Source organism: Xanthomonas sacchari, from assembly GCF_024266585.1.
GTDB lineage: Bacteria > Pseudomonadota > Gammaproteobacteria > Xanthomonadales > Xanthomonadaceae > Xanthomonas_A > Xanthomonas_A sacchari_C.
The window spans coordinates 4,147,030-4,166,857 of sequence record NZ_CP100647.1 but is presented as its reverse complement, the minus strand read 5'-3'; the positions used below and the strand labels follow the sequence as shown (position 1 = coordinate 4,166,857).

Genomic DNA, 19,828 nt, shown 5'->3' with positions numbered 1-19,828 from the left:
GGCGGGTTAGCGCCTGGCCAATCGTAGGAGCGGCTTTAGCCGCGACAGGCATTGCCGAGGACGCCTGTCGCGGCTAAAGCCGCTCCTACGACGTCGCACCGTCTCGCCGGAGCTTCACTCCTGCTCCTGCTCCGGCGCGGATGCAGCTGGCGTCTGTCCACGGTTTGGCGTGCCGCGCCGCCGCGGCGTGCCGCTGCGCGCAGCCGGCGGCGGTCCCTGCACCGGCCGGCCCGGCACCTGCACCACCTGCAGGTCCTCGCTGTCCAGGCGCAGCGCGGTCAGCTTGCCGCCCCAAACCGCGCCGGTGTCGATCGCGTGCACGCCCTGGGTGATGGTCAGGCCCAGCGTCGACCAATGCCCGCAGACGATCTTCAGGTCGCGCTCGACCCGCCCCGGCACCTCGAACCACGGATACAGGCCCTGCGCCTGGGTGCCGGGCGTGCCTTTTTCCTCGATCGCGATGCGCCCGCGCGGAGTGCAGTAGCGGGCGCGGGTGAACAGGTTGATGATCGCGCGCGACCGGTCGTAGCCGGTCAGGCCCGGCGACCACGCCGGGCGGTCGCCGTACATGTTGCGGAACAGCTTGCGGTAGCCGTTGCCGTGCAGTTGCTGCTCGACCTCGCGCGCGTGCTTCTCGGCCAGCGCGGTGGTCCATTTCGGCGCCAGGCCGGCGTGGATCATCATCCAGCCGAGTTGGCGGTCGGCGTGCAGCAGCTTCTGCATGCGCAGCCAGGTCAGCAGTTCGTCGCGGTCCTCGGCCAGCACGATGCGCTGCAGGTCCGGATTGACCTTGCGCTGTTCGTCCGGGCTGCGCTCGCCGATCGCCAGCAGCGACAGATCGTGATTGCCCAGCACCACCACGCTGTGGTCGCGCAACGAGTGCACCAGCCGCAGCGTCTCCAGCGACTGCCCGCCGCGGTTGACCAGGTCGCCGCAGAACCACAGCCGGTCCACCGCGGGATCGAAGCGGATCTTCTCCAGCAACTGCTGGGTGATGTCGTAGCAACCCTGCAGGTCGCCGATCGCCCAGACCGCCATCAGTGCAGGGTCCGCGGCACGGACAGCACGAACGGCGCGATCGGGGCGACGAACTGGGTGCCGTCGTCGGCCTCCATGTCGTAGTGGCCGCGCATCGTGCCGTGTTCGGTCTCCAGCACCAGCCCGGAGGTGTAGCGGAAATCCTCGCCCGGCCGCAGCCGCGGCTGTTCGCCGACCACGCCGTCGCCGTCCACGCGCTCGATGCGACCGTTGCCGTCGGTGATCTCCCAGTGCCGGGCGATCAGGCGCGCGGCGACGCGGCCGCGGTTGTGGATGCGGATCGTGTAGGCGAACGTGTAGCGTCCGTCCTCCGGCGCCGATTGGTCGTCGAGGAATCGGGGCGACACTTCGACCTCGATCCGATAGGGGGCGTCATCGTTCATCCCCACAGTTTAGAGCGTGTTTTGCCGTTTGAGGCGAGATGCGTCAATGGCGGGTGCGACGAAGCGCGCGTGGCGTCGCAGCGGCCTGTTCCGTGGCCAGGGCGCGCCGCGTGGTCCGGCTGCGTGGCAGCCCGCGGGAACGCGGATCATGATGTGTAAGGTCGGCGTCGTGCGTCTTGCCATCAGACGGTACGGGCGGACGTGCTGTCGTGGCTACGTCCAAGCGTGGCGCTGAGCCGTGGCGGCGCCGGCGGCATGCACGCCACGCCGCCACGCGCGTGCAGCGCCTGCGTCGCGCGCGCGGTAGGAGCGTCAGGCCGGGGCGAGGTTGGCCAGACGCACGAAGTCGGCGACCTCGAGTTGTTCGGCGCGCGCGTCCGGGCGCACGCCCGCGGCCTCGAACTGCGCGGCATCGCAGACGCCGTTCAAGGCGTTGCGCAGGGTCTTGCGGCGCTGCCCGAACGCGGCGCGGACCACATCGGCGAAGCGCTTCGGGTCGGCGATGCCCACCGTCTGCGGCGGCCGCGGCACCAGCCGCACCACCGCCGAATCCACCTTCGGCGGCGGCCGGAACGCGCCCGGCGGCACCACGAACAGCGAGGTCACCTCGCAGTAGGCCTGCAGCATCACGCTGAGCCGGCCGTAGACCTTGCTGCCGGGGTCGGCGGCCATGCGGTCGACCACTTCCTTCTGCAGCATGAAGTGCATGTCGGCGATCGCCGCGGCGTGGTCCAGCGCATGGAACAGGATCGGCGAGGAAATGTTGTAGGGCAGGTTGCCGACCAGGCGGATGCGCGCGCCGTCGGCCAGCGCGGCGAAATCCACCGACAGCACGTCGCGGTTGAGGATGGTCAGTTCGCCGACGTCGGCCGCCGCCGCGGTCAGCGGCGCGACCAGGTCACGGTCGAACTCGATCACGGTCAGCTGGCCATGTCGGCGCAGCAACGGGAAGGTGATCGCACCCTGGCCGGGACCGATCTCGACCAGCCGATCGCCCGGCTTGGGATCGACCGCGCGGACGATGCTGTCGATGTAGTGGCGGTCGCTGAGGAAGTGCTGGCCGAGGGATTTCTTGGCCGGGGCGCCGAAGCCGGGAGAGGAGGTCATGGGGGCATTTTATCGGCATGCGCCGGGCGGCGCGCGCGGAGGTAGGGGGCGGGTGCGGGGATGCGGGAGCGGCGTCAGCCGCGACGGGCTGCCTCGGGACTGCCCGTCGCGGCTGAAGCCGCTCCTACGGCGCCTGCGCGCGGCGTGCGGCCAGTTGCGCGCACAGCGCGGTGGCGGCGAACAGGCTGGACGGGTCGGCCACGCCGCGGCCGGCCAGGTCCAGCGCGGTGCCGTGGTCGACCGCCACGCGCGGGTAGGGCAGGCCCAGGGTCAGGTTCACCGCCTGCTCGAACCCGCTGTACTTGAGCACCGGCAGGCCCTGGTCGTGGTACATCGCCAGCACCGCGTCCACGCCCGCCAGCTTCTGCGGCAGGAACGCGGTATCGGCCGGCAGCGGGCCGAGCAGTTGCATGCCTTCCGCGCGCAAGGCGTCCAGCACCGGTTGCATCACCTGGATTTCTTCGTGGCCCAGGTGGCCGTCCTCGCCGGCATGCGGGTTCAGCCCCAGCACCGCGATGGTCGGCGCGGCGATGCCGAAGTCGCGGCGCAGCGCGGCGTCGGTGATGCGCAGGCTGCGTTCCAGCAGGGCCGGCGTGAGCGCATCGGCGACCGCGCGCAGCGGCAGATGGGTGGTGACCAGGGCCACCCGCACGATGGCGTTGGCCAGCATCATCACCACGTCGCGGCCGGCATGCTGCGCCAGCAATTCGGTGGTGCCGGTGTAGGCGATGCCGCCGGCGTTGATCGCGGCCTTGTGCACCGGGCCGGTGACCATGCCGGCCAGTTCGCCGCGCAGGCAGGCGTCGGCGGCCTGGGTCAGCGCGGCGATCACCGCCGCGGCATTGGCCGGTTCGGTCGCGCCGAAGCGGCTGGGCACGGCATTGGCGACCGTGCGCAGGCGCAGGTCGCCAGGGGCGAGGGCGGGACTGGATTCGGGCAGCAGCCGCAGCGGCAGCGACAGCGCCGCGGCAGCGGCGCGCAAGGTGTCGGGATCGGCGAAGGCCAGGAGCTGGCAGTCGTGCCGCGGCTGTTGCGCCAGCCGCACGCACAGCTCCGGGCCGATCCCGCCCGGCTCGCCCGGCACCAGCGCGAGCGAGGGGCGCATGGATCAGGGCTTGGCGGCGGGCGCCGGCGCGGGCGTGGCCGCCGGCGCAGTCGCGGCGTCGGTATTGCCCACGCGCAGGTCGACGTAGGCTTCGCCGCGCATTTCCTGCAGGAAGCGGTTGTATTCCTCTTCCAGCTTGCGGCGGCCGATGGTCTCGCGGACCTGGGCACGCTGGGTGTCGCTGGTCACGTCGGTCTGGCGCTCGCCGACGCGCTGCACGATGTGCCAGCCGGCCTCGGTGCGGAACGGCTCGGAGATCTGGCCGTCCCGCAGGCTCGCGACATGCTGGCCGAAGTCCGGGCCGAACGCGTCGGCCGGGAACCAGCCCAGGTCGCCGCCCTGGCTGCGGCTGTTGGTGTCCTCGGACGCTTCCTTGGCCACGGTCTGGAAGTCGGCGCCGCCGGCGATGCGCGCACGCAGGGTCTCGATCTTGGCCTTGGCGACGGCATCGGGCTGCGCGTCGTTGACCCGGATCAGGATGTGGCGGGCGTGGTACTCGGTGACGGTCTTCTTTTCCGGGTTGGCCGAGGCATCGCGCACCTCGACCAGCTTCAGCAACTGGAAGCCGCTGGGGCCGCGCAGCGGGCCGACCACCTGGCCCGGCTTCATGTCGCGGATCAGCTGCGCGAACGCGTTGGGGATTTCGTCGAGGCTGCGCCAGCCCAGGTCGCCGCCTTCCAGCGCGTTGGGGCTGTCGGAGTAACGCACGGCGGCGGCGTTGAAGTCGATCTCGCCCTTGTCGATCAGGTTCTTGACCCCGTCGATCTTGCCCTGGGCGGTCTTGATCTGCTCGGCGGTGGCGCCTTCCGGCAGGCCGACCAGGATGTGCGCCAGGTGGTACTGGGCGCCGGTGGTGGCCTGCTGCGCCAGCGCCGCGTCGACTTCGGCCTCGCTGACGTTGATGCGGCTCTGCGCGAAGCTCTGGCGCAGGCGCTGCACGGTGATCTCGTCGCGCACCGAGTTGCGGAAGTCGGTGTAGGACATGCCGTCGGCCGCCAGCTTCTTGCGCAGGCCGTCCACGTCGGTGCCGTTCTGCTGGGCGATGCTGGCGATGGCGCGGTTCAGTTCGTCGTCGCCGACGCGGATGCCGGTGCTGTTGGCGCGCGCGACCTGCAGCTTGACCAGGATCAGGCGCTCCAGCACCTGCCGCTGCAGCACGTTATCCGGCGGCAGCTGCGCCTCGCGGCCGGCATACTGCGCCTTCACGTTGCGCACGGCACGATCCAGCTCGCTCTGCAGCACGACATCCTCGTCGACCACCGCGGCGATGCGGTCCAGCGGTTGGGTTTGTTGCGCGGCGGCCGGAGCGGACACGCCGGCGACCGCCATCAGGGCGGCGAGAAAAACAGAAAGGGTCTTGGTCATGGAATCTGGTTCGGATCGTAAGCGTCCGGATCGGTCGTGGTGTTGCTGGGCGGGACCAAGTACAGGTCGTCGCGGTTGTAGCCGAGAATAGCACGGCGCAGAACGCGGTCCGTGTCCTGGCCCAGGGACGACAGCCCCTTGAGCACGAACTCGACCTGGAAGGCGGTATCCAGCGCGCCGGTGCGGTTGCGCACGTAGCGCCGCGCCAGCGCCCGCACCGCCAGACAGCAGCTGTCCCACTGCACGCCGAGGATGCTTTCCAGCGGCTTCTTGTCCATCAGCGAGTAGTAATGCCGGCCGACCAGGCTCCAGGTCGGATTGATCGGGTACAGGAACGAGACGTCGGCCTGCTCCAGCAGGTCGCGGCGGTAGCGGTACGCGAGGTTGACGATGCCGTCGCCGGGCAGCAGATAGCGCGCGCGGAAGCTGGCCAGGTCCTTGCGCCGGTACTTGGGGTCCCACTGGTAGGTGGCGCCCAGGTTCCAGCGGTCGTTGACCATGTAGTTGGCGTCCGCCACCCAGGCCGACTTGCCTTGCTCGATGGTGGTGTCGCTGTTGGGCAGGCTGACCCGCGAATCGCTGAAATACAGGATCTGGCCGAGGCTGACCGACAGCTTCTCCTTGCCGTCGTCCTGGCGCAGCAGGCGCGAGCTCAGCGCCATGGTCAGCTGGTTGGCGTCGTTCTGGCGGTCGGCACCGGTGTAGCGCGAGTCGCGGAACAGCTGGCCCCAACTGAAGGTGAACTCGCGTGTATCGAAGATCGGCAGGTCGTTCTGGTCGCGGTACGGCGTGTACAGGTAGAACAGCCGCGGTTCCAGGGTCTGCAGATAGTTGGTGTTGCCCCACTTGGTATCGCGGTCGAAGTACACGCCCGCATCGACGGTGGCGATCGGCAGGCTGCGCGAGGGCGTGGTGTCGCCGCCGAGCGTGGCCGCCAGATCCTTGTCGAGTTGGTAGGCGGTGTAGCGCCAGGCCAGGGTCGGCTTGAGGAACCAGGCGGCGCCGGCCAGCGGCATCGAGATGTAGGGCTTCAGGTCCAGGCGGCTGCCGCCCGGACGCGGGGTGACCACGCCGGTGCGCTCGTACAGCCCGTCCTTGGCGTGGACATCGTCGTGCACGAAGCGCACCGCCTCGCTGTACAGGCCGGCCTCGAAGTAGTTGCCGAACGACTGGTCCCAGTTGAAGAAGGCGCGCGGCTGGCGGTTGTACGGCAGCGCGTCCTCGGTCAGGGTGTAGTCGGTCAGCTGCCAGCGGTCGGCCATCAGGCCCGCGGTCCAGGTGTCGCCGGTGCCGTAGACGCCGATCGTGCTCTGGATGTTGGACACCGCGTTGCCGAGCAGGCGGTTGGAGAAATCCTCGGTGTAGCGCTCGTCGCTGACCCAGGCCAGCGAGGCGCGCGCCTGCCACTGCGCATTGATGTTGTGGTAGCCCTGGTAACTGAAGCGACCACGGTCCTTGTCGCGCAGCTTGTCGTCGGGCAGGTAGGCGGCCTGCAGCTCGCCCTTGCCGCCGTCGTAGAGATAGCGGAATTCGCTGCCCAGCATCAGGCCGCGCCGGGCCATGAAACGCGGATACAGGGTGGCGTCGTAGTTGGGGGCCAGATTCAGGTAGTACGGCTGGGTGTAGTCGAAGCCGTTGCGGCTGGACATGCCGATCGCGGGGAACAGGAAGCCGCTGGTACGGCGATCGTCGATCGGGAACTTGAACCAGGGCGCGTACAGGATCGGGACGTTGTAGACCTTCAGGATCGCGTTGCGCGCGGTGCCGAAGCCTTCGTCGTTGTCGACGTCGATCTCCGGCGCATGCAGTTCCCACACCCGCTGCGAAGGATCGCAGGTGGTGTAGGTGGATCGGTGCATCTGCCCCAGCGCGCCCTGCAGGTCGACCGAGTCGGCCTTGCCGTTGCCGCGGCGCGCAAGCAACTGGTAGCGGATGTTGGTGATCTTGTGGGTGTCGGTGTCCTGGTTGCCTTCGGCGCGGTCGGCGATCATGCGGATCGACGAATCCTGGTAGCGCACGTGGCCTTCGGCGATGTAGTTGCCGGTCTCGGTGTCCACCCGCAGGCTGTCGGTGCCCATGAACTGGTCGCCGCGCTTGAGCGCGACGTTGCCGGTGTAGTTCGGCACCGTGGTGGTGCCCGACAGCTGGTCGCCTTCGATATTGGTCGGCTGCTGGTCGCGGTTCTGCGCGAGCTTGGGGTCCGGCTGCTGCGCGTCGTCGAACTTGGGCAGCACGTCCGGCGTCGGGCACAGGCCCCAGTTCGGCGGCTTTTCAGCGGCCACCGCCGGCAGGCAGAGGGCGATACTGAACGGAAGAGGTAGCAGGCGGAGGGCTCGGCGCACGCGCGTCAGGTATCGGGCTAAAACGGCCGCTAGCTTGCCCCATCCGGTGCATAGGGGCAATGAAGGCCTCCGGCGGGCAGGGGACGGGGTTCATCGGGGGCCTGGGCGTGTCATCCCGCCTCGAGGACGCCGCGTGTGCCTGGCCGGAGCTGCTGGCCAGGCACATCCCGAAGGACCGTGGTGGCGCGCATCGGTGGCGGCGTCGGTGCCGGGAACCGGAAGAGGCGGCCTCAGCGCAGCGCGTCGACGTGGGCGACGCTGCCCTCGCGCAGCGCCTGCAGGTCGTAGCCGCCTTCCAGCAGGGACACCACCCGGCCGCGGGCGTGCCGCTGCGCCACCGCGCGCAGTTCGGCGGTGATCCAGGCGAAGTCCTCGGTGTCCAGCATCAGGTCGGCCAGCGGGTCGCGCATGTGCGCGTCGAAACCGGCCGAGATCAGCAGCAGTTGCGGCTTGAACGCGTCCAGCAGCGGCAGCATCTGGTCGGCCCAGGTGTTGCGGAAGCGGAAGCCGCCGCTGCCCGGCGGCAGCAGCGCGTTGTGCAGGTTGCCGACGCCGCGGTCGTGGACCCCGCCGGTGTGCGGGAACAGCCCGGACTGGTGGGTGCTGAGGTACTGCACCCGGGGTTCGCGTTCGAAGATCGCCTGGGTGCCGTTGCCGTGATGCACGTCGAAATCGACGATGGCGATCCGCTCCAGGCCGTGCGCGTCGCGGGCGTGGGCGGCGGCCACGGCGACATTGTTGAACAGGCAGAAGCCCATCGCGGTGTCGGCGGTGGCGTGATGGCCGGGCGGGCGGACCGCGCAGAACACGGTATCGCTGGCGCCGCGCATCACCGCGTCCACCGCGGCGACGCCGGCGCCGGCGGCGCGCAGCGCGGCGGCGCGCGAGCCGGGCGAGATCACCGTGTCCACGTCGAGCATCTGCGGGCCGTCGAGATCGGCCAGGACGCGATCGATCAGCTCGCGCTCATGGACCCGGGCCAGGTCGCCGAGCTTGGCCAGCGGCGCCTCGCGCCATTCCAGCGCGGGGAAGGCCTCGCGCAGCGCCGTCGTCACCGCGTCCAGCCGCTCCGGCCGTTCCGGGTGTTCCGGTCCTGGCGCGTGGCCCAGGCAGGCGGGATGGGTGTAGATCAGCATGCGCGGCCGCGGCCCGGGCGTCGCTCAGGCCTGGCGCCGGTCGTGGCGCCACAGCACTTCGCCGTGGCCGTCGGCCCGCGCCAGCACCCGTGCCAGCACGAACAGCAGGTCCGAGAGCCGGTTGAGGTAGCGCACCGCTTCCGGGCGTACCGCGTCCTGGCGCGACAGCGCCACCGTCTCGCGTTCGGCGCGGCGCACGATGGTGCGGGCCAGGTGGCAGCGCGCCGCGGCCTCGCCGCCGGCGGGCAGGATGAAGTCCTGCAGCGGCGGCAGGGTGTCGTTGTAGCGGTCCAGGTGCCGTTCCAGCGCATCGATGTCGGCGGCATGGATCGCGGCATGGCCGGGGATGCACAGTTCGCCGCCGAGGTCGAACAACTGGTGCTGGATCGCGGTCAGCAGCTGCTGCACGTCCTCGGCCAGCGGGCAGGCCAGGACCACGCCGATCGCCGAGTTGGCCTCGTCCACCGTGCCGTAGGCGGCGACCCGCGCCGAGTCCTTGCCGACCCGGTTGCCGTCGCCCAGGCCGGTGCTGCCGTCGTCGCCGGTGCGGGTGTAGATCTTGGAGAGGCGGTTGCCCATCCCGATCAGTGGCCGACCGGCTGGCCGCGCTGGCCCAGCCGCGCCAGTTGCTCGACGCCGACCTGGATCGCCGCGGCCAGCGCCACGTACAGGCTGGCGCTGCCCAGATACGGCAGCAGCCAGTCGCTGTAGTTCTGCCACCAGCCGGCCAGGGTCGGGTTGGGCACGCTGCGGCTGACCCAGTAGAAGCTGCCCTGCGCCAGCAGGTGGCATAGCGCCACCGACACCAGCAGGCTGGCCGCGGCCAGGCCCAGCGCGCGCCAGTCGGCGCCGCGGTAGTGCCGCGCCAGCCAGGCACCGCCGGCCCACAGCACGAAGTAGGCCGGGATCAGGCACCAGTAGGCCGGCGACACGCAGTAGTGCTGCCAGAAATCCAGGCCCTGGCCGCGGATCACCAGGTAGTCGACCAGCACCGCCAGCGCCATCAGCAGCGGGAACGCCCAGCGGGTCCAGCTGCGCAGGTAGAAGCCGCCGACGAAGAACACTGCCCACGAGGCGTCCGGGATCGCCCCGAAGTGGTTGATGCGGGTCGCGGCCAGCAGCGCGGTCAACAGCAGCAGGGCGGGGAGGCGGTGGACGGAAGGCGTCATGGCGGCGGGCACCGGGGCACGTAAGACCCCGGATTCTACTGGAAGCGCGGCGCGCGCGAGCGCCACCTGCCGGGACCCGGCGGCGCGGCGCAAGGCGGGCGGCGGCGCTCACCGGCCAGACGGGTGCGGGTCGTATCATGGCCGGATGAGCAAACGACATGACGTAGTGATCGTCGGCGGCGGCCTGGTCGGCGCCAGCCTGGCCATCGCCCTGGACCGGCTGGGGGTGGACGTGGGCCTGGTCGAGGCCGCGCCGCCGGGCGCGTTGCCGCCGGTGTTCGACCAGCGCAATCTCAGTTTCGCCGCCGCCACGGTCAACGCGCTGGGCGCGCTGGGGGTGATGCAGCGACTGCGCGCACCGACCGGCCCGATCCGCCGCATCCACGTCAGCCGCGCCGGGGATTTCGGCCGCGTGCGGCTGGAGGCCGCCGACTACGGACGCGAGGCCTTCGGCCAGGTGGTGGTCGCGCGCGACTTCGGCGAGGCGCTGGAGGCCAGCCTGGCGGCGACGCTGCGGCTCACCCGCTACCGCCCGGCGCAGTTCGTGGCGCTGGACGCCGACACCGAGGACGGCGTGCGTCGGCTGCGGATCGTGTGCGAGGGCAGCGAGCAGGTCCTGCACACACGCCTGCTGGTCGGGGCCGACGGTAGCGCCAGCGCGGTGCGCGAGGCCTTGGGCATCGCCGCGGCGCGCCACGATTTTCAGCAGACCCTGTTCGTGGCGCGGGTGCGCGGCAGCCGCCAGCCCGACGGGACCGCCTACGAGCGCTTCCGCGACGACGGCCCGACCGCCTTGTTGCCGCGCGGCGACCGCCATTACGGCGCGATCCATGCGGTCGCCGCCGAAGACGCCGCGGCGGTGGCCGCGCTCGACGAGGGCGCCTGGCTGCAACGCCTGCAGGACGCGCTGGGCTGGCGCGTCGGCCGCCTGCTGGGCAGCGGCGAGCGCAGCGCCTACCCGATCGCGCAGGTGCTGGCCGAGCGCCTCACCGACGCGCGCGCGGTGCTGCTGGGCAATGCCGCGCAGACCCTGCACCCGCTGGGCGCGCAGGGCTTCAACCTGGGCCTGCGCGATGCGCTGACCCTGGCCGAGCTGATCGAGCGCGACGGCACCGACCCGGGCGCGCCGGCGCTGCTGCAGCAGTACGCGCAGCGCCGCGAACAGGATCGCCAGCGCACGGTGGCGTTCTCCGGCGGGCTGGCGCGCTTGACCGCCAATCCCACCCCGCTGCTGCGCCCGCTGCGCAGCCTGGGCCTGCTGGCGGCGGCGCAGGCCGCGCCGCTGCAGTCGTTCCTGGTCGGCGGCGCGATGGGGTTCCGCGGCGACGTGCCGCAGCTGTGCCGGGAGGCGCGCGCATGAGCCGGCGCGGTGTGCTGGACGTGGTGGTGGTGGGCGGCGGCGTGGTTGGCGCGGCCTGCGCGCTGGCCCTGGCCGGCGAAGGCCTAGCGGTGGCCCTGGTCGAGGGCCGCGAGCCGCCGCGCTGGTCGGCGGACACGCCGGACCTGCGCGTGTACGCCTTCGCCCCCGACAACGCGGCCCTGCTGCAGGGCCTGGGCGTGTGGCCGCAGGTGCTGGCGCAGCGCGCCAGCGCCTACCGGCGCATGCGCGTGTGGGATGCCGGCGGCGGTGGCGAGCTGGCCTTCGACGCCGACACCCTGGGCCGCGACCAACTCGGCTGGATCGTCGAACACACCCTGTTGGTCGAGCAGTTGTGGGCGGCGCTGCCGGCGGCCGGCGTGCAGGTGCATTGCCCGGCGCGGGTGGAGGCGTTGGAGCCCTCGGCCGAGCGCGCGCGCCTGCGCCTGGACGACGGCAGCCGCCTGGACGCGCGCCTGGCGATCGCCGCCGACGGCGCCGATTCCACCCTGCGCGGCCTGGCCGGGCTGGACGCGCCGGCGCACGACTACGGCCAGCGCGGCGTGGTCGCCTTCGTGCAGACCGAACAGCCGCACCAGGACACCGCCTGGCAGCGTTTCCTGCCGGGCGGCCCGCTGGCGTTCCTGCCGTTCGCCGACGGCCGCAGCTCGATCGTGTGGACCCTGCCCGAGGCCGAGGCGGCGCGGGTGCTGGCGCTGGACGACGCGGCGTTCGGCGCCGAACTGACCCAGGCCTTCGGCGCGCGCCTGGGCGCGGTGCGCGCGCTGTCGCCACGGCTGGGCTTCCCGCTGCGCCGGCAGCTGGTGGAGGCGTACCAGCGCGGCCGCCTGCTGGTGCTGGGCGATGCCGCGCACGTGGTGCATCCGCTGGCCGGGCAGGGCGTCAACCTCGGCCTGCGCGACGTCGCCGCGCTGGCGGCGCTGGTGCGGCAGGCGCAGGCGCAGCGGCTCGACTGGTCGGCGCCGCAGCGGCTGGCGCGTTGGGCGCGCGGCCGCCGCAGCGACAATACCGTGGCCGCCTATGGCTTCGATGCGATCAACCGGCTGTTCTCCAACGACGACCTGCACCTGACCCTGCTGCGCGGCCCGCTGCTGGGGCTGGCCGGCAAGTTGCCGCTGCTGATGCACGGCTTCTGGAAGCGCGCTTCCGGGGTGTGAGCGCACGTTCCGGCCGGACGCGGCGGCCGCAGGACCCGATGCGCGCGCCGAGCGGCGCGCCGCCCACAGGCCGCGTCCCTGCGATGGAGGACGACGATGCAGGCCGCAACACAGACGCAGACCGTGGATCTGCTGATTTCGCACAGCCAGGTGCAGCTGCGCGCCCGCGCCTTCGACGCCGCCGCCTGCCGCTGGGGGCCGCGCAGCCTGCAGCAGGGGGGCGATCCTGCACCGCGACTACGTGGTGTTCGACCCGTTGCCCGAGGACGCGTTCGGCGCGCAGGTGCATCTGCTGCTGAGCGCCGCATTCGCGTCCGATCCGAGTGCGCAGCGGCGCATGCGGGTGCCGTTCCGGGTGGACCCGGGGGCGCAGGTGCAGGTGGCGTCGGCCGCCGAGGCCTTCGATGTGACGCTGGCGCTGCAGCCCGGCGACTACGCACTGTATTACGAAGTCTGCGAAGGCGACGAGGTGTATTACCGGCTCACCCTGGTGCCGGCGGCGGCGCCGGTCATGGCGTGCTATCTGCTGGACGATCCCTGGGGCGGGGTGCGGGATGCGCCGTTGCAGCACGGGACGCTGTAAAGGTCGTCAGCGCGGCGGGCGAGGAAGGACGTTGGGTCTGCGTGACGCGGGATGCAGCGGCGCTGGTGGCTACAGTTGCACTCAAGCGGTTGCGCGACGCGTTGGCTGTCGTGTTGCCGGTGTTTGCGCTGTTGCGGTTTCAGAAAACAGCCGCGCCGCATGCGGCGGGAAGGCCGCAGGCGGCGCGTGTGGTGGAAAGGGCGCGGATGCAGAGGTGCGGGTGACGCGTCACGTCGCCATCCAGCCTTGCAGATCGGCCTTGCTCAGGCGGCCGTGGTGATGCACGTCGACGGCGTCGAACTCGGCGTACAGGGTCGGATCGGCCTTGGCCTCGGCGCGGCTGATGTAGCCGTCATGGTTGCGGTCGAGCTTGGCGAAATCGATGTGGTAGTCGCCGACGATCGAGTTCGGTTCGACCGAGGTGACGTTGATGATCTGGCCGTTCTGGTGCAGGGTCACTTCGTCCGGCGCCGCCTGCGCCATGGCCAGCGCCGGCGCGGCAAGCAGCGCGAACGCGAACGGGACGAGACGAGGAACGATGCGGTTCATGGCACGACTCCTGTTGCTGGGAAGGAGTCAAGAACATAGGCCCGATCGAATTAATCGACGCTAAAAAATCGGGCTTGCGCACGTCTGCGCCGGCGCCGTTTAGCAAGCGTTTCCACTACGCCCCCCAACGCGGCCGACGCTGCCCCGGCGTCGGCCATGGCGGTGCCGGACGCATGTCGGCGCGATACAGCGCACTTCGCATCACCTGCTCCCGCGGCACGCAAGCCGGATGCAGCTTGCCTCGTAGGAGCGGCTTCAGCCGCGACGGGTTTACCGGTGACGCCCCCGTCGCGGCTGAAGCCGCTCCTACAGAACGTGTCCCGGCGTGACGAGAGAGGCCCTACAGCCAGCCGGCCAGCTGCGCGCGGCTGAGGCGGCCGCTGTGGGAGGTGTCCAACGCATCGAACTCGTCGGCCAGCGACGGGTTGGCCTGCGCTTCGCTGCGGCTGATGTAGCCGTCGTGGTCGGTGTCCAATGCCTCGAAGTCGATGCGGTAGCTGCCGGCGACGCGGTCGGGCTGGATGCTGCGCACGGTCACCGGCGCTTCGCCGGGCGTCACCGGCAACTGCACCTGGTGGGTGACCACACCGCTGCTGAGCGGCTGCGCGCGCACGTTGACCGGCGCATCGCGCAGCGGTTCGGTGGTGGCGCTGGAGGTGGCGGTGAGGTTCTGCGCCGCGGCCGGCGCGGCGCAGGCGCACAGGCAGCAGAGCAGGGCGAGGGAACGGCAGGGCATGGACACGACGAAACTCCGGAACGGCGATGGAAGGCGGCCCCGGCGCTCAGCCGGGGATGAACGGAAACGCGAGCTTCAACAGGCCCTTCAGCCCGCCCTCGGCGGTGCTGGCGACGGCCTTGGCGCCGAGGCTGTTGAGGGCGCGGCGCACGTCCTCCCAGCGTAGCTTGCTCACGTCCTTCTTCAACAGGTCGGCGACCTCTTCGGCGGTGGGCGCCAGCTTCTGCAGTGCCTGCGCCACCTTCTCCGGTTCCGGCTGCAGGTAGCCCCAGCGCTCGGCGATCTTCAGCAGCGTGTCGAAGCGCACCGCCATCACGTCGCGGTTGCGTTCGTACACGGGCATGGCGCCGACCTCGACGATGGCCTGTTCGAAGCGCTGCTGGTCGTCGGGGTGTTCGATGCGAATCGCCAGGAAGCCGTCCTTCTTGCTGCGCTCGCTGACGTGCTTGGCCCCGGCGCGCAGGTTGTCCTCGGTGAGCACCGTGGCGACGATGCGCTGCAGCGCCGCCTCGTTGTCCTCCGGCACCAGCGCGCGCCAGCGCGCATAGCCGTCGCGGCGCAGGCCCTTGACCTTGGCCGGGGTCACCCGCAGGCGCATCGCCACCGCGTTGTTGGAATCGCTGCGCGAGATCGCGCCGTCGCGTTCCAGCAACACGAAGATCAGCAGCTCCAGGTCGCGCTTGGTCAGCGACTGGAAGCCCTGCAACAGGGTCAGGCGCAGGAATTCGTCGGCGAAGCCGGCCGGGTTGTTCAGTTCGATCGGCTGCATGTGCGCGCCCCTCCAGTCAGTGCAGCCAGGATGCCAGGCGGCCATTGCGCGGACTGAGACGCCGCTGCGATACGCATCCCATCAGCGTCCGTGCTCGCGTCCGGGGCGGTCGCTGCGGAAGATTTCGATCGCGCCGCGGTCCTGCAGGGTCACGTCGACATCGCGTCCGTCGGCGCCGCCGAAGGCCAGGTTAGTGGGCTTGCGGCCCTTGGTCGCGACCTCGTGCAGCAGCGTGCCGTCGGGCGCCAGCACGATCACCTTGCCTGCGTCGTAGCGGGCCACGTACAGGTTGCCGTCGACGTCGCAGCGCATGCCGTCCAGGCCGGCGTCGGCGAAGCTGGCGAACAGCCGCTTGTGCGACAGGCTGCCGTCGGCGGCCCGGTCGTAGACCCAGATCCGCCGCTGCACGCTCTCGTTGACGTACAGGCGCTTGCCGTCGGGACTGACCTCGATGCCGTTGGTGGTGCCCATGCCGGTCTCGATCAGATGCGCGCTGCGGTCGCGGTCGATGCGCCACAGCTGGCCGCCGTTGTGCTTCCAGTCCGGGTCGCTGGCATACAGGGTGCCGTCCGGCGCCGTCGCGATGTCGTTGGGCTGGAACGCGCCCGGCAGCGTGGCATAGACCTCGATGCGCTTGCTCGGCAACGCGATGCGCAGGATGCGGTGCCGGCCATAGTCGGCCACATACATGCGCCCGCGGCGGTCGAAGCGGATGCCGTTGCCGATGCTGCCGTCAGGAAGATCCACGAACAGGCTCGCCTGTGCGTGGCCGTCGGCATCGCGCTGGACCCGGCCGATGCTGCCGTCGTAGGCGAAATTGACCACGTACAGCGCGCCATCGGGGCCGGTCGCAGGACCTTCGATCTTGTCGGTGAACACGCCGTCGCCGACCAGGTCGCGGGCGCGGAACAGGGCGTCCTGCGCGCCGGCCGGGGAGGCCAGCAGCAGGGCGAGGGCGGCGAGCAAGGGGCGGCAGCGCATCGGGTGTCCGGACGGCGGGGGAGGCGGCAGTGTGCCAGAGGCCCCGCCGCATCGCGCGATAGCGCTCACAGTGCCGATGCCGCGCGAGCGGTTAGGGTGGGGAACCCTTCCGGTCGGAGTTGCGCATGAAGCCGTCCTCGCCGAATCGCCGCCGCCTGTTGCTGGCCGGCCTGTCCGCCGGTGCCGCCGGCCTGTTGGGATCGCCCGCCTGGGCCGCCGTGCCGGCACGGCGCCGCAAGCCGCTTGGCGTGGCCCTGGTCGGGCTGGGCCAGTACGCCAGCGATCGGCTGGCCCCGGGCCTCACCCTGACCAAGCACTGCCGCCTGGCCGGCATCGTCACCGGCTCGCCGCAGAAGATCCCGCAGTGGCAGGCGCGCTATCGCATCCCGGATCGCAACGTCTACAGCTACGACGACCTGGAGCGCATCGCCGACAACCCGGACATCGACGTGGTGTATGTGGTCACGCCGCCGCACCTGCATGCGCCGTTGAGCCTGCGCGCCGCGGCCGCCGGCAAGCACGTGTGGTGCGAGAAGCCGATGGCGCTGCACGCCGAGCAGGCGCAGGCGATGATCGCCGCCTGCGCGCGCAACAAGGTGCGGCTGAGCATCGGCTACCGCATGCAGCACGAGCCCAACACCCGGCGCCTCATCGCCCTGGCCGGCGAACGCCCGTTCGGCGCGATGCGCAGCGTGCGCGCGGAGGCGGGCTACGCCGGCTACGGCGACACCGACCCGGCGCAGCGGCCATGGCGGCTGCGCGCGCAGTACGGCGGCGGCGCGATGTACGACATGGGCGTGTATCCGCTCAACGCGGCGCGCTACACGGTCGGCGCCGAGCCGCTGGCGGTCAGCGCGCGGCGTTCCACGGATCGGCCGGCGCTGTTCGACGAGGTCGACGAGCACATGCAGTTCACCCTGGAGTTCCCGCACGAGGTGATCGCCACCTGCGCGGCCAGTTTCGGCCGCAGCATGAACCTGCTGCGTGCCGAGTGCGCGAACGGCTGGTACGAACTGGCGCCGTTCCAGGCCTACGACGGCGTGCGCGGCCGGGCCAGCGATGGCCGCCTGTTCGACGCGCGGGTGCGGCACCAGCAGGCGCTGCAGATGGACGAGGACGCGCTGGCGATCCTGCAGGGCACGCCGCTGCGCGTGCCCGGCGAGGAAGGCCTGCGCGACATCCGCATCGTCGAAGCGATCCAGCGCTCGGCGCGCGCGGATGGGGCGCGGATCGTGCTGTAGCGGGCGGTGGCAAGGTGCTGCGCGTAGGAGCGGCTTCAGCCGCCACAGGCATTCCCAGGAAAGCCGTCGCGGCTGAAGCCGTTCCTACCGAAAACCGGAAAGACCGGAGGTGTGCGTGCGGCCGTTCAGCCCGGTATCGCCAGCACGGTGATCTCTTCGCGGTCGTGGTAGAGCTGCTTGGCGCGCAGTTGCAGCGGGCGCTCGGCGCGTTCGGCGAACAGGTCCAGGCACAGCCGGGTCTCGTCCCAGCGCTTCTTCATCGGCAGCTTCAGATTGAAGATCGCGTGCCGGCACCAGCCCTCGCGGAACCAGGTGGCCATCCGCTCGGCGACGCGGCGCGGTTGCTCGACCATGTCGCAGACCATCCAATCCAGCGGCTGGGCGGGCTTCCAGTGGAAGCCGTCGGCGCGCAGGTGGGTGACCAGGCCGCTGTCGAGCACGTGCTGGCGCAGAGGGCCGTTGTCCACGCTGGTCACGTGCAGGTGCTGGCGGGTCAGCACCCAGGTCCAGCCGCCGGGGGCGGCACCGAGGTCGGCGGCGCGCATGCCCGGGCGCAGCAGCGTCTCGCGCTCGTGCGGGGTCAGCAGCGCCAGCAGCGCTTCTTCCAGCTTCAGCGCAGAACGCGAGGGCGCCTCGGGCAGCAGGCGCAGGCGCGGGATGCCCAGCGGCCAGGGCGCGGCATCGTCGGGCTGGGCCAGGCCCAGCAACGCATGATCGCCAGCGACGAACAGCACGTGCAGGCGCGGCAGTCGCGGGTCTTCCTTGGGCGTGAGCAGGCCGGCCTTGCGCAGCGCCGGACGCAGCGCGTTGCCGAAACTGCGCGCCAGCCCGGCCAGCGGCTTGGCCGTGTCCGAATCCGGATGCTCCACCCACACATCGCCGAGCCTGGGCAGACCCTGCAGCGCCTCCAGCATCGGCGCGATGCGATCGGCCGGATCCAGCCCGGGCAACTCGGCGATCAGCGCCAGCGTCTGGCGGGCGAACACCAGCGTGCGCCAAGGCAGCGCCGCGGCCAGTTGCGGGTCCTCGCAGGCGAACACCGCGTAGCCCTGGTTGCGCTGGGTGCGGGCATAGCCGGCCAGCCCGGCGTCGGCCGCGCGCTGGGTCAGTTCGGCCGCCAGCTCCGGTTCGAAGCCCTGGCGGCAATAGCACAGCAGGCCGGCGCTCTTCATGGGCGCCTCCGCTCTGCAAGGCGGCGCGACACGGCTGGTGCGTGGGTACTCATCGACCCGGCGCCTGCAATGCCAGGCGCATGAGGATCTGATCGTGGTATCGGCCGTCGCGGCGGATTGCGAGCGGCTCGATCCCGTAGACGCTGAAGCCGGCCATCTCGTACAGGCGGCGGGCCGGCAGATTGTCGGCGATCACGGTCAGCAGCAAGGCTTCGATACCGCTGCTGTGCGCCTGTTCGATCAGCTGCGAGAGCAGGCGGCCGGCGATGCCCTGCCGGCGATGCGACGCCATCACCACCACGCTGCGCACTTCGGCGACGTGGCGCCGCGCGCGTCGCAAGAAACGCACGCTGCGCATGAAGCCCACCAGCCGCTCGCCATCGAACGCGCCGGCATAGTGGATGTCGGTATCGGCCAGCTCGGCTTCGAACTGCGCCAGCGGCGTCGCCTCGACCTCGGCAGCGGTCGTCATGAAGGCCTCTGGCGCTTCCTGCAACCCGGCCAGACGGCAGGCCTTCAGTGCGGAGGCATCGGCAAGGGCCAGGCGCCGGATCGTCACGTTCGGGGTGAGGACGGCGGGCGTCGTGGTCGCGTGCATCGAAGCGGGGGCCTTCAGTACTGCGGGCCGTGCTGGCCGTAGTGGGCGAGTACCGCGCGCGCGTCGTCGCGGTGCAGGTCGCGCACGACGGCGATGCCGCGCTTGTTGAGTTCGCCGACCCAGTCGGCCGGCAGCGGGCCTTCGTCGAAATCGGTCAGCGATTCGACATCCTCGGCGCGGGCGCCGATCAGCAGCCGGTCGATGCCGGCCCACACGGTGGCGCCGAAGCACTGGCAACAGGGCTGGGCCGAGGTGGCCAGCGCGACTGGGCCGGGCAGGGCCGCGTTGAGGCGGAAGCTCTGCGTCCGCTGCTGGGCCAGCATGTAGGCCATGTTCTCGGCATGGGCCAGCGAGGTGTTGTGCGGCACCACGCGGTTGACGCCGACCGCGACGATGCGGTCGCTGTCGAACACCGCCGCACCGAACGGGCCGCCGCTGCCGTGCTCGACATTCAGTCGCGACAGCGCGATGGCCAGCGCCACCTTGTCGGCGTCGCTGGCGTAGACGGCCTGCGGATCGATCGCCTCGTGGATCCAGGCGGGCAGGGTGAGGTGGACTTGCGCGTAGAGCATCAGCGGACGGGTTCGGCAGGCAGGGGCGCGCGCAGTGTATCGGCTTGGGCGGGGCGCGCGCTGCATTGCCCGGACACGCAGGCGCAGCCGGCGATGGCGGGCGAGCCGCATACGCTCATGCGCCCGCTGGCCTGGCACTGCGCCATCACCCCTTGCGGGTCGGTGGGGCTGTCGCGGTTGACGCAGGCCGGCATCGCGCCGCAGCAGTTGCCGACGTTCTTGACCGTGCAATCGGCGTCGGTGCGGCAACTGCTGTCGACCTTGACCGGCAGGCCCGGTGCGGATGCCGTCGGGGCCGGGGCCGGCACCGCCGGCTTGGCGGTTTCGCTACGTGCGCAGGCGCTGGACAGCAGCATGCCGGCGAGCAGGCACAGGGAACACAGCAGCGACGCGAAATGGCGGGGCATGGCAACCTTCCGTGCGGTGGATTGCGGTCATGGTAGCAAT

General features: G+C 71.1%; 21 protein-coding genes. 4 read left to right on the top strand and 17 right to left on the bottom strand.

The genetic code is table 11. The annotated features are described in order from the left end of the window. Positions 1–114 precede the first annotated feature (114 nt). From NKJ47_RS17550 to NKJ47_RS17510, 9 genes are all read right to left on the bottom strand, one after another. On the bottom strand, positions 115–1,038 hold the full coding sequence (locus NKJ47_RS17550; protein WP_254459039.1) for a symmetrical bis(5'-nucleosyl)-tetraphosphatase: 924 nt from the start codon (positions 1,036–1,038) through the stop codon (positions 115–117). Continuing rightward, positions 1,038–1,421 carry a Co2+/Mg2+ efflux protein ApaG gene (gene apaG, locus NKJ47_RS17545; RefSeq protein WP_254459038.1) on the bottom strand — a complete coding sequence of 128 codons (384 nt, stop codon included), beginning with the start codon at positions 1,419–1,421 and terminating at the stop codon, positions 1,038–1,040. Before apaG ends, NKJ47_RS17550 begins: the two co-directional genes overlap by 1 nt. Positions 1,422–1,733: 312 nt before the next feature. Continuing rightward, positions 1,734–2,528 (bottom strand): 16S rRNA (adenine(1518)-N(6)/adenine(1519)-N(6))-dimethyltransferase RsmA, encoded by a 795-nt coding sequence (rsmA, locus tag NKJ47_RS17540; protein ID WP_254459037.1) that lies wholly within the window; start codon positions 2,526–2,528, stop codon positions 1,734–1,736. Between the two features lie 124 nt (positions 2,529–2,652). Beyond that, positions 2,653–3,633, bottom strand: coding sequence for a 4-hydroxythreonine-4-phosphate dehydrogenase PdxA (pdxA, locus tag NKJ47_RS17535; RefSeq protein ID WP_254459036.1), 981 nt, complete (start codon positions 3,631–3,633; stop codon positions 2,653–2,655). 3 nt (positions 3,634–3,636) lie between these two features. Beyond that, the gene (locus tag NKJ47_RS17530; protein WP_254459035.1) at positions 3,637–4,998 is read right to left on the bottom strand and encodes a peptidylprolyl isomerase; all 1,362 of its coding nucleotides are present in this window, start codon (positions 4,996–4,998) and stop codon (positions 3,637–3,639) included. Beyond that, a complete protein-coding gene (gene lptD, locus NKJ47_RS17525; RefSeq protein ID WP_254459034.1) occupies positions 4,995–7,340 on the bottom strand; it encodes an LPS-assembly protein LptD in 2,346 nt (781 codons plus the stop codon). Before lptD ends, NKJ47_RS17530 begins: the two co-directional genes overlap by 4 nt. 230 nt (positions 7,341–7,570) lie before the next feature. Continuing rightward, complete coding sequence (locus tag NKJ47_RS17520) at positions 7,571–8,476, bottom strand: histone deacetylase family protein (protein WP_254459033.1); 906 nt, start codon at positions 8,474–8,476, stop codon at positions 7,571–7,573. Between the two features lie 24 nt (positions 8,477–8,500). Next, the gene (locus NKJ47_RS17515) at positions 8,501–9,055 is read right to left on the bottom strand and encodes a cob(I)yrinic acid a,c-diamide adenosyltransferase (RefSeq protein WP_254459032.1); all 555 of its coding nucleotides are present in this window, start codon (positions 9,053–9,055) and stop codon (positions 8,501–8,503) included. A gap of 5 nt (positions 9,056–9,060) precedes the next feature. After that, positions 9,061–9,645, bottom strand: a complete 585-nt coding sequence (locus NKJ47_RS17510) for a hypothetical protein (protein WP_254459031.1) — start codon at positions 9,643–9,645, stop codon at positions 9,061–9,063. 145 nt (positions 9,646–9,790) lie between these two features. On the opposite strand from NKJ47_RS17510, the gene ubiH reads away from it, so the two are divergent. The 3 genes from ubiH to comJ all read left to right on the top strand — a co-directional run bounded on the left by ubiH (position 9,791) and on the right by comJ (position 12,763). After that, positions 9,791–11,005: a 2-octaprenyl-6-methoxyphenyl hydroxylase gene (gene ubiH, locus NKJ47_RS17505; RefSeq protein ID WP_254459030.1), complete on the top strand. Its 1,215-nt coding sequence runs from the start codon at positions 9,791–9,793 to the stop codon at positions 11,003–11,005. Beyond that, on the top strand, positions 11,002–12,180 hold the full coding sequence (locus tag NKJ47_RS17500; protein WP_254459029.1) for a UbiH/UbiF family hydroxylase: 1,179 nt from the start codon (positions 11,002–11,004) through the stop codon (positions 12,178–12,180). The genes ubiH and NKJ47_RS17500 overlap by 4 nt, the downstream gene beginning before the upstream one ends. Before the next feature lie 244 nt (positions 12,181–12,424). Further along, entirely contained in the window at positions 12,425–12,763 is a 339-nt protein-coding gene (gene comJ, locus NKJ47_RS17495; RefSeq protein ID WP_254459028.1) for a competence protein ComJ, read from the top strand. Between the two features lie 228 nt (positions 12,764–12,991). Here the strand turns inward: comJ and NKJ47_RS17490 are convergent, their stop codons facing one another. The 4 genes from NKJ47_RS17490 to NKJ47_RS17475 form a co-directional block, all read right to left on the bottom strand. Beyond that, positions 12,992–13,312 (bottom strand): hypothetical protein, encoded by a 321-nt coding sequence (locus NKJ47_RS17490; protein ID WP_254459027.1) that lies wholly within the window; start codon positions 13,310–13,312, stop codon positions 12,992–12,994. Between the two features lie 340 nt (positions 13,313–13,652). After that, a complete protein-coding gene (locus tag NKJ47_RS17485; RefSeq protein ID WP_254459026.1) occupies positions 13,653–14,048 on the bottom strand; it encodes an EF-hand domain-containing protein in 396 nt (131 codons plus the stop codon). Between the two features lie 46 nt (positions 14,049–14,094). Then, positions 14,095–14,817, bottom strand: coding sequence for a hypothetical protein (locus tag NKJ47_RS17480; protein ID WP_254459025.1), 723 nt, complete (start codon positions 14,815–14,817; stop codon positions 14,095–14,097). Between the two features lie 81 nt (positions 14,818–14,898). Beyond that, positions 14,899–15,798, bottom strand: coding sequence for an SMP-30/gluconolactonase/LRE family protein (locus tag NKJ47_RS17475; RefSeq protein WP_254459024.1), 900 nt, complete (start codon positions 15,796–15,798; stop codon positions 14,899–14,901). Between the two features lie 125 nt (positions 15,799–15,923). Between NKJ47_RS17475 and NKJ47_RS17470 the strand changes: the two genes are divergently transcribed. Continuing rightward, a complete protein-coding gene (locus NKJ47_RS17470) occupies positions 15,924–17,039 on the top strand; it encodes a Gfo/Idh/MocA family protein (protein ID WP_254459023.1) in 1,116 nt (371 codons plus the stop codon). Between the two features lie 125 nt (positions 17,040–17,164). Here the strand turns inward: NKJ47_RS17470 and rlmM are convergent, their stop codons facing one another. From rlmM to NKJ47_RS17450, 4 genes are read right to left on the bottom strand one after another with little or no spacing between them, the layout of a single operon-like run. Beyond that, positions 17,165–18,211 (bottom strand): 23S rRNA (cytidine(2498)-2'-O)-methyltransferase RlmM, encoded by a 1,047-nt coding sequence (rlmM, locus tag NKJ47_RS17465; protein ID WP_254459022.1) that lies wholly within the window; start codon positions 18,209–18,211, stop codon positions 17,165–17,167. A gap of 49 nt (positions 18,212–18,260) precedes the next feature. Continuing rightward, a complete protein-coding gene (locus tag NKJ47_RS17460) occupies positions 18,261–18,809 on the bottom strand; it encodes a GNAT family N-acetyltransferase (protein ID WP_254459021.1) in 549 nt (182 codons plus the stop codon). Positions 18,810–18,823: 14 nt separating this feature from the next. Further along, positions 18,824–19,381: a nucleoside deaminase gene (locus NKJ47_RS17455; RefSeq protein WP_254459020.1), complete on the bottom strand. Its 558-nt coding sequence runs from the start codon at positions 19,379–19,381 to the stop codon at positions 18,824–18,826. Then, positions 19,381–19,788, bottom strand: a complete 408-nt coding sequence (locus NKJ47_RS17450) for a hypothetical protein (RefSeq protein WP_254459019.1) — start codon at positions 19,786–19,788, stop codon at positions 19,381–19,383. The genes NKJ47_RS17455 and NKJ47_RS17450 overlap by 1 nt, the downstream gene beginning before the upstream one ends. Between the last annotated feature and the right edge of the window lie 40 nt (positions 19,789–19,828).

Excerpts from the sequence above, each read along its gene's own strand:
- NKJ47_RS17520 (WP_254459033.1), bottom strand. The coding sequence starts at position 8,476 with ATGCTGATCTACACCCATCCCGCCTGCCTGGGCCACGCGCCAGGACCG.
- NKJ47_RS17510 (WP_254459031.1), bottom strand. The coding sequence starts at position 9,645 with ATGACGCCTTCCGTCCACCGCCTCCCCGCCCTGCTGCTGTTGACCGCG.
- NKJ47_RS17550 (WP_254459039.1), bottom strand. The coding sequence starts at position 1,038 with ATGGCGGTCTGGGCGATCGGCGACCTGCAGGGTTGCTACGACATCACC.
- NKJ47_RS17460 (WP_254459021.1), bottom strand. The coding sequence starts at position 18,809 with ATGCACGCGACCACGACGCCCGCCGTCCTCACCCCGAACGTGACGATC.
- ubiH (WP_254459030.1), top strand. The coding sequence starts at position 9,791 with ATGAGCAAACGACATGACGTAGTGATCGTCGGCGGCGGCCTGGTCGGC.
- NKJ47_RS17470 (WP_254459023.1), top strand. The coding sequence starts at position 15,924 with ATGAAGCCGTCCTCGCCGAATCGCCGCCGCCTGTTGCTGGCCGGCCTG.
- apaG (WP_254459038.1), bottom strand. The coding sequence starts at position 1,421 with ATGAACGATGACGCCCCCTATCGGATCGAGGTCGAAGTGTCGCCCCGA.
- pdxA (WP_254459036.1), bottom strand. The coding sequence starts at position 3,633 with ATGCGCCCCTCGCTCGCGCTGGTGCCGGGCGAGCCGGGCGGGATCGGC.
- NKJ47_RS17455 (WP_254459020.1), bottom strand. The coding sequence starts at position 19,381 with ATGCTCTACGCGCAAGTCCACCTCACCCTGCCCGCCTGGATCCACGAG.
- NKJ47_RS17490 (WP_254459027.1), bottom strand. The coding sequence starts at position 13,312 with ATGAACCGCATCGTTCCTCGTCTCGTCCCGTTCGCGTTCGCGCTGCTT.
- NKJ47_RS17500 (WP_254459029.1), top strand. The coding sequence starts at position 11,002 with ATGAGCCGGCGCGGTGTGCTGGACGTGGTGGTGGTGGGCGGCGGCGTG.
- rlmM (WP_254459022.1), bottom strand. The coding sequence starts at position 18,211 with ATGAAGAGCGCCGGCCTGCTGTGCTATTGCCGCCAGGGCTTCGAACCG.
- NKJ47_RS17485 (WP_254459026.1), bottom strand. The coding sequence starts at position 14,048 with ATGCCCTGCCGTTCCCTCGCCCTGCTCTGCTGCCTGTGCGCCTGCGCC.
- NKJ47_RS17450 (WP_254459019.1), bottom strand. The coding sequence starts at position 19,788 with ATGCCCCGCCATTTCGCGTCGCTGCTGTGTTCCCTGTGCCTGCTCGCC.
- rsmA (WP_254459037.1), bottom strand. The coding sequence starts at position 2,528 with ATGACCTCCTCTCCCGGCTTCGGCGCCCCGGCCAAGAAATCCCTCGGC.
- NKJ47_RS17475 (WP_254459024.1), bottom strand. The coding sequence starts at position 15,798 with ATGCGCTGCCGCCCCTTGCTCGCCGCCCTCGCCCTGCTGCTGGCCTCC.
- NKJ47_RS17530 (WP_254459035.1), bottom strand. The coding sequence starts at position 4,998 with ATGACCAAGACCCTTTCTGTTTTTCTCGCCGCCCTGATGGCGGTCGCC.
- NKJ47_RS17480 (WP_254459025.1), bottom strand. The coding sequence starts at position 14,817 with ATGCAGCCGATCGAACTGAACAACCCGGCCGGCTTCGCCGACGAATTC.
- NKJ47_RS17515 (WP_254459032.1), bottom strand. The coding sequence starts at position 9,055 with ATGGGCAACCGCCTCTCCAAGATCTACACCCGCACCGGCGACGACGGC.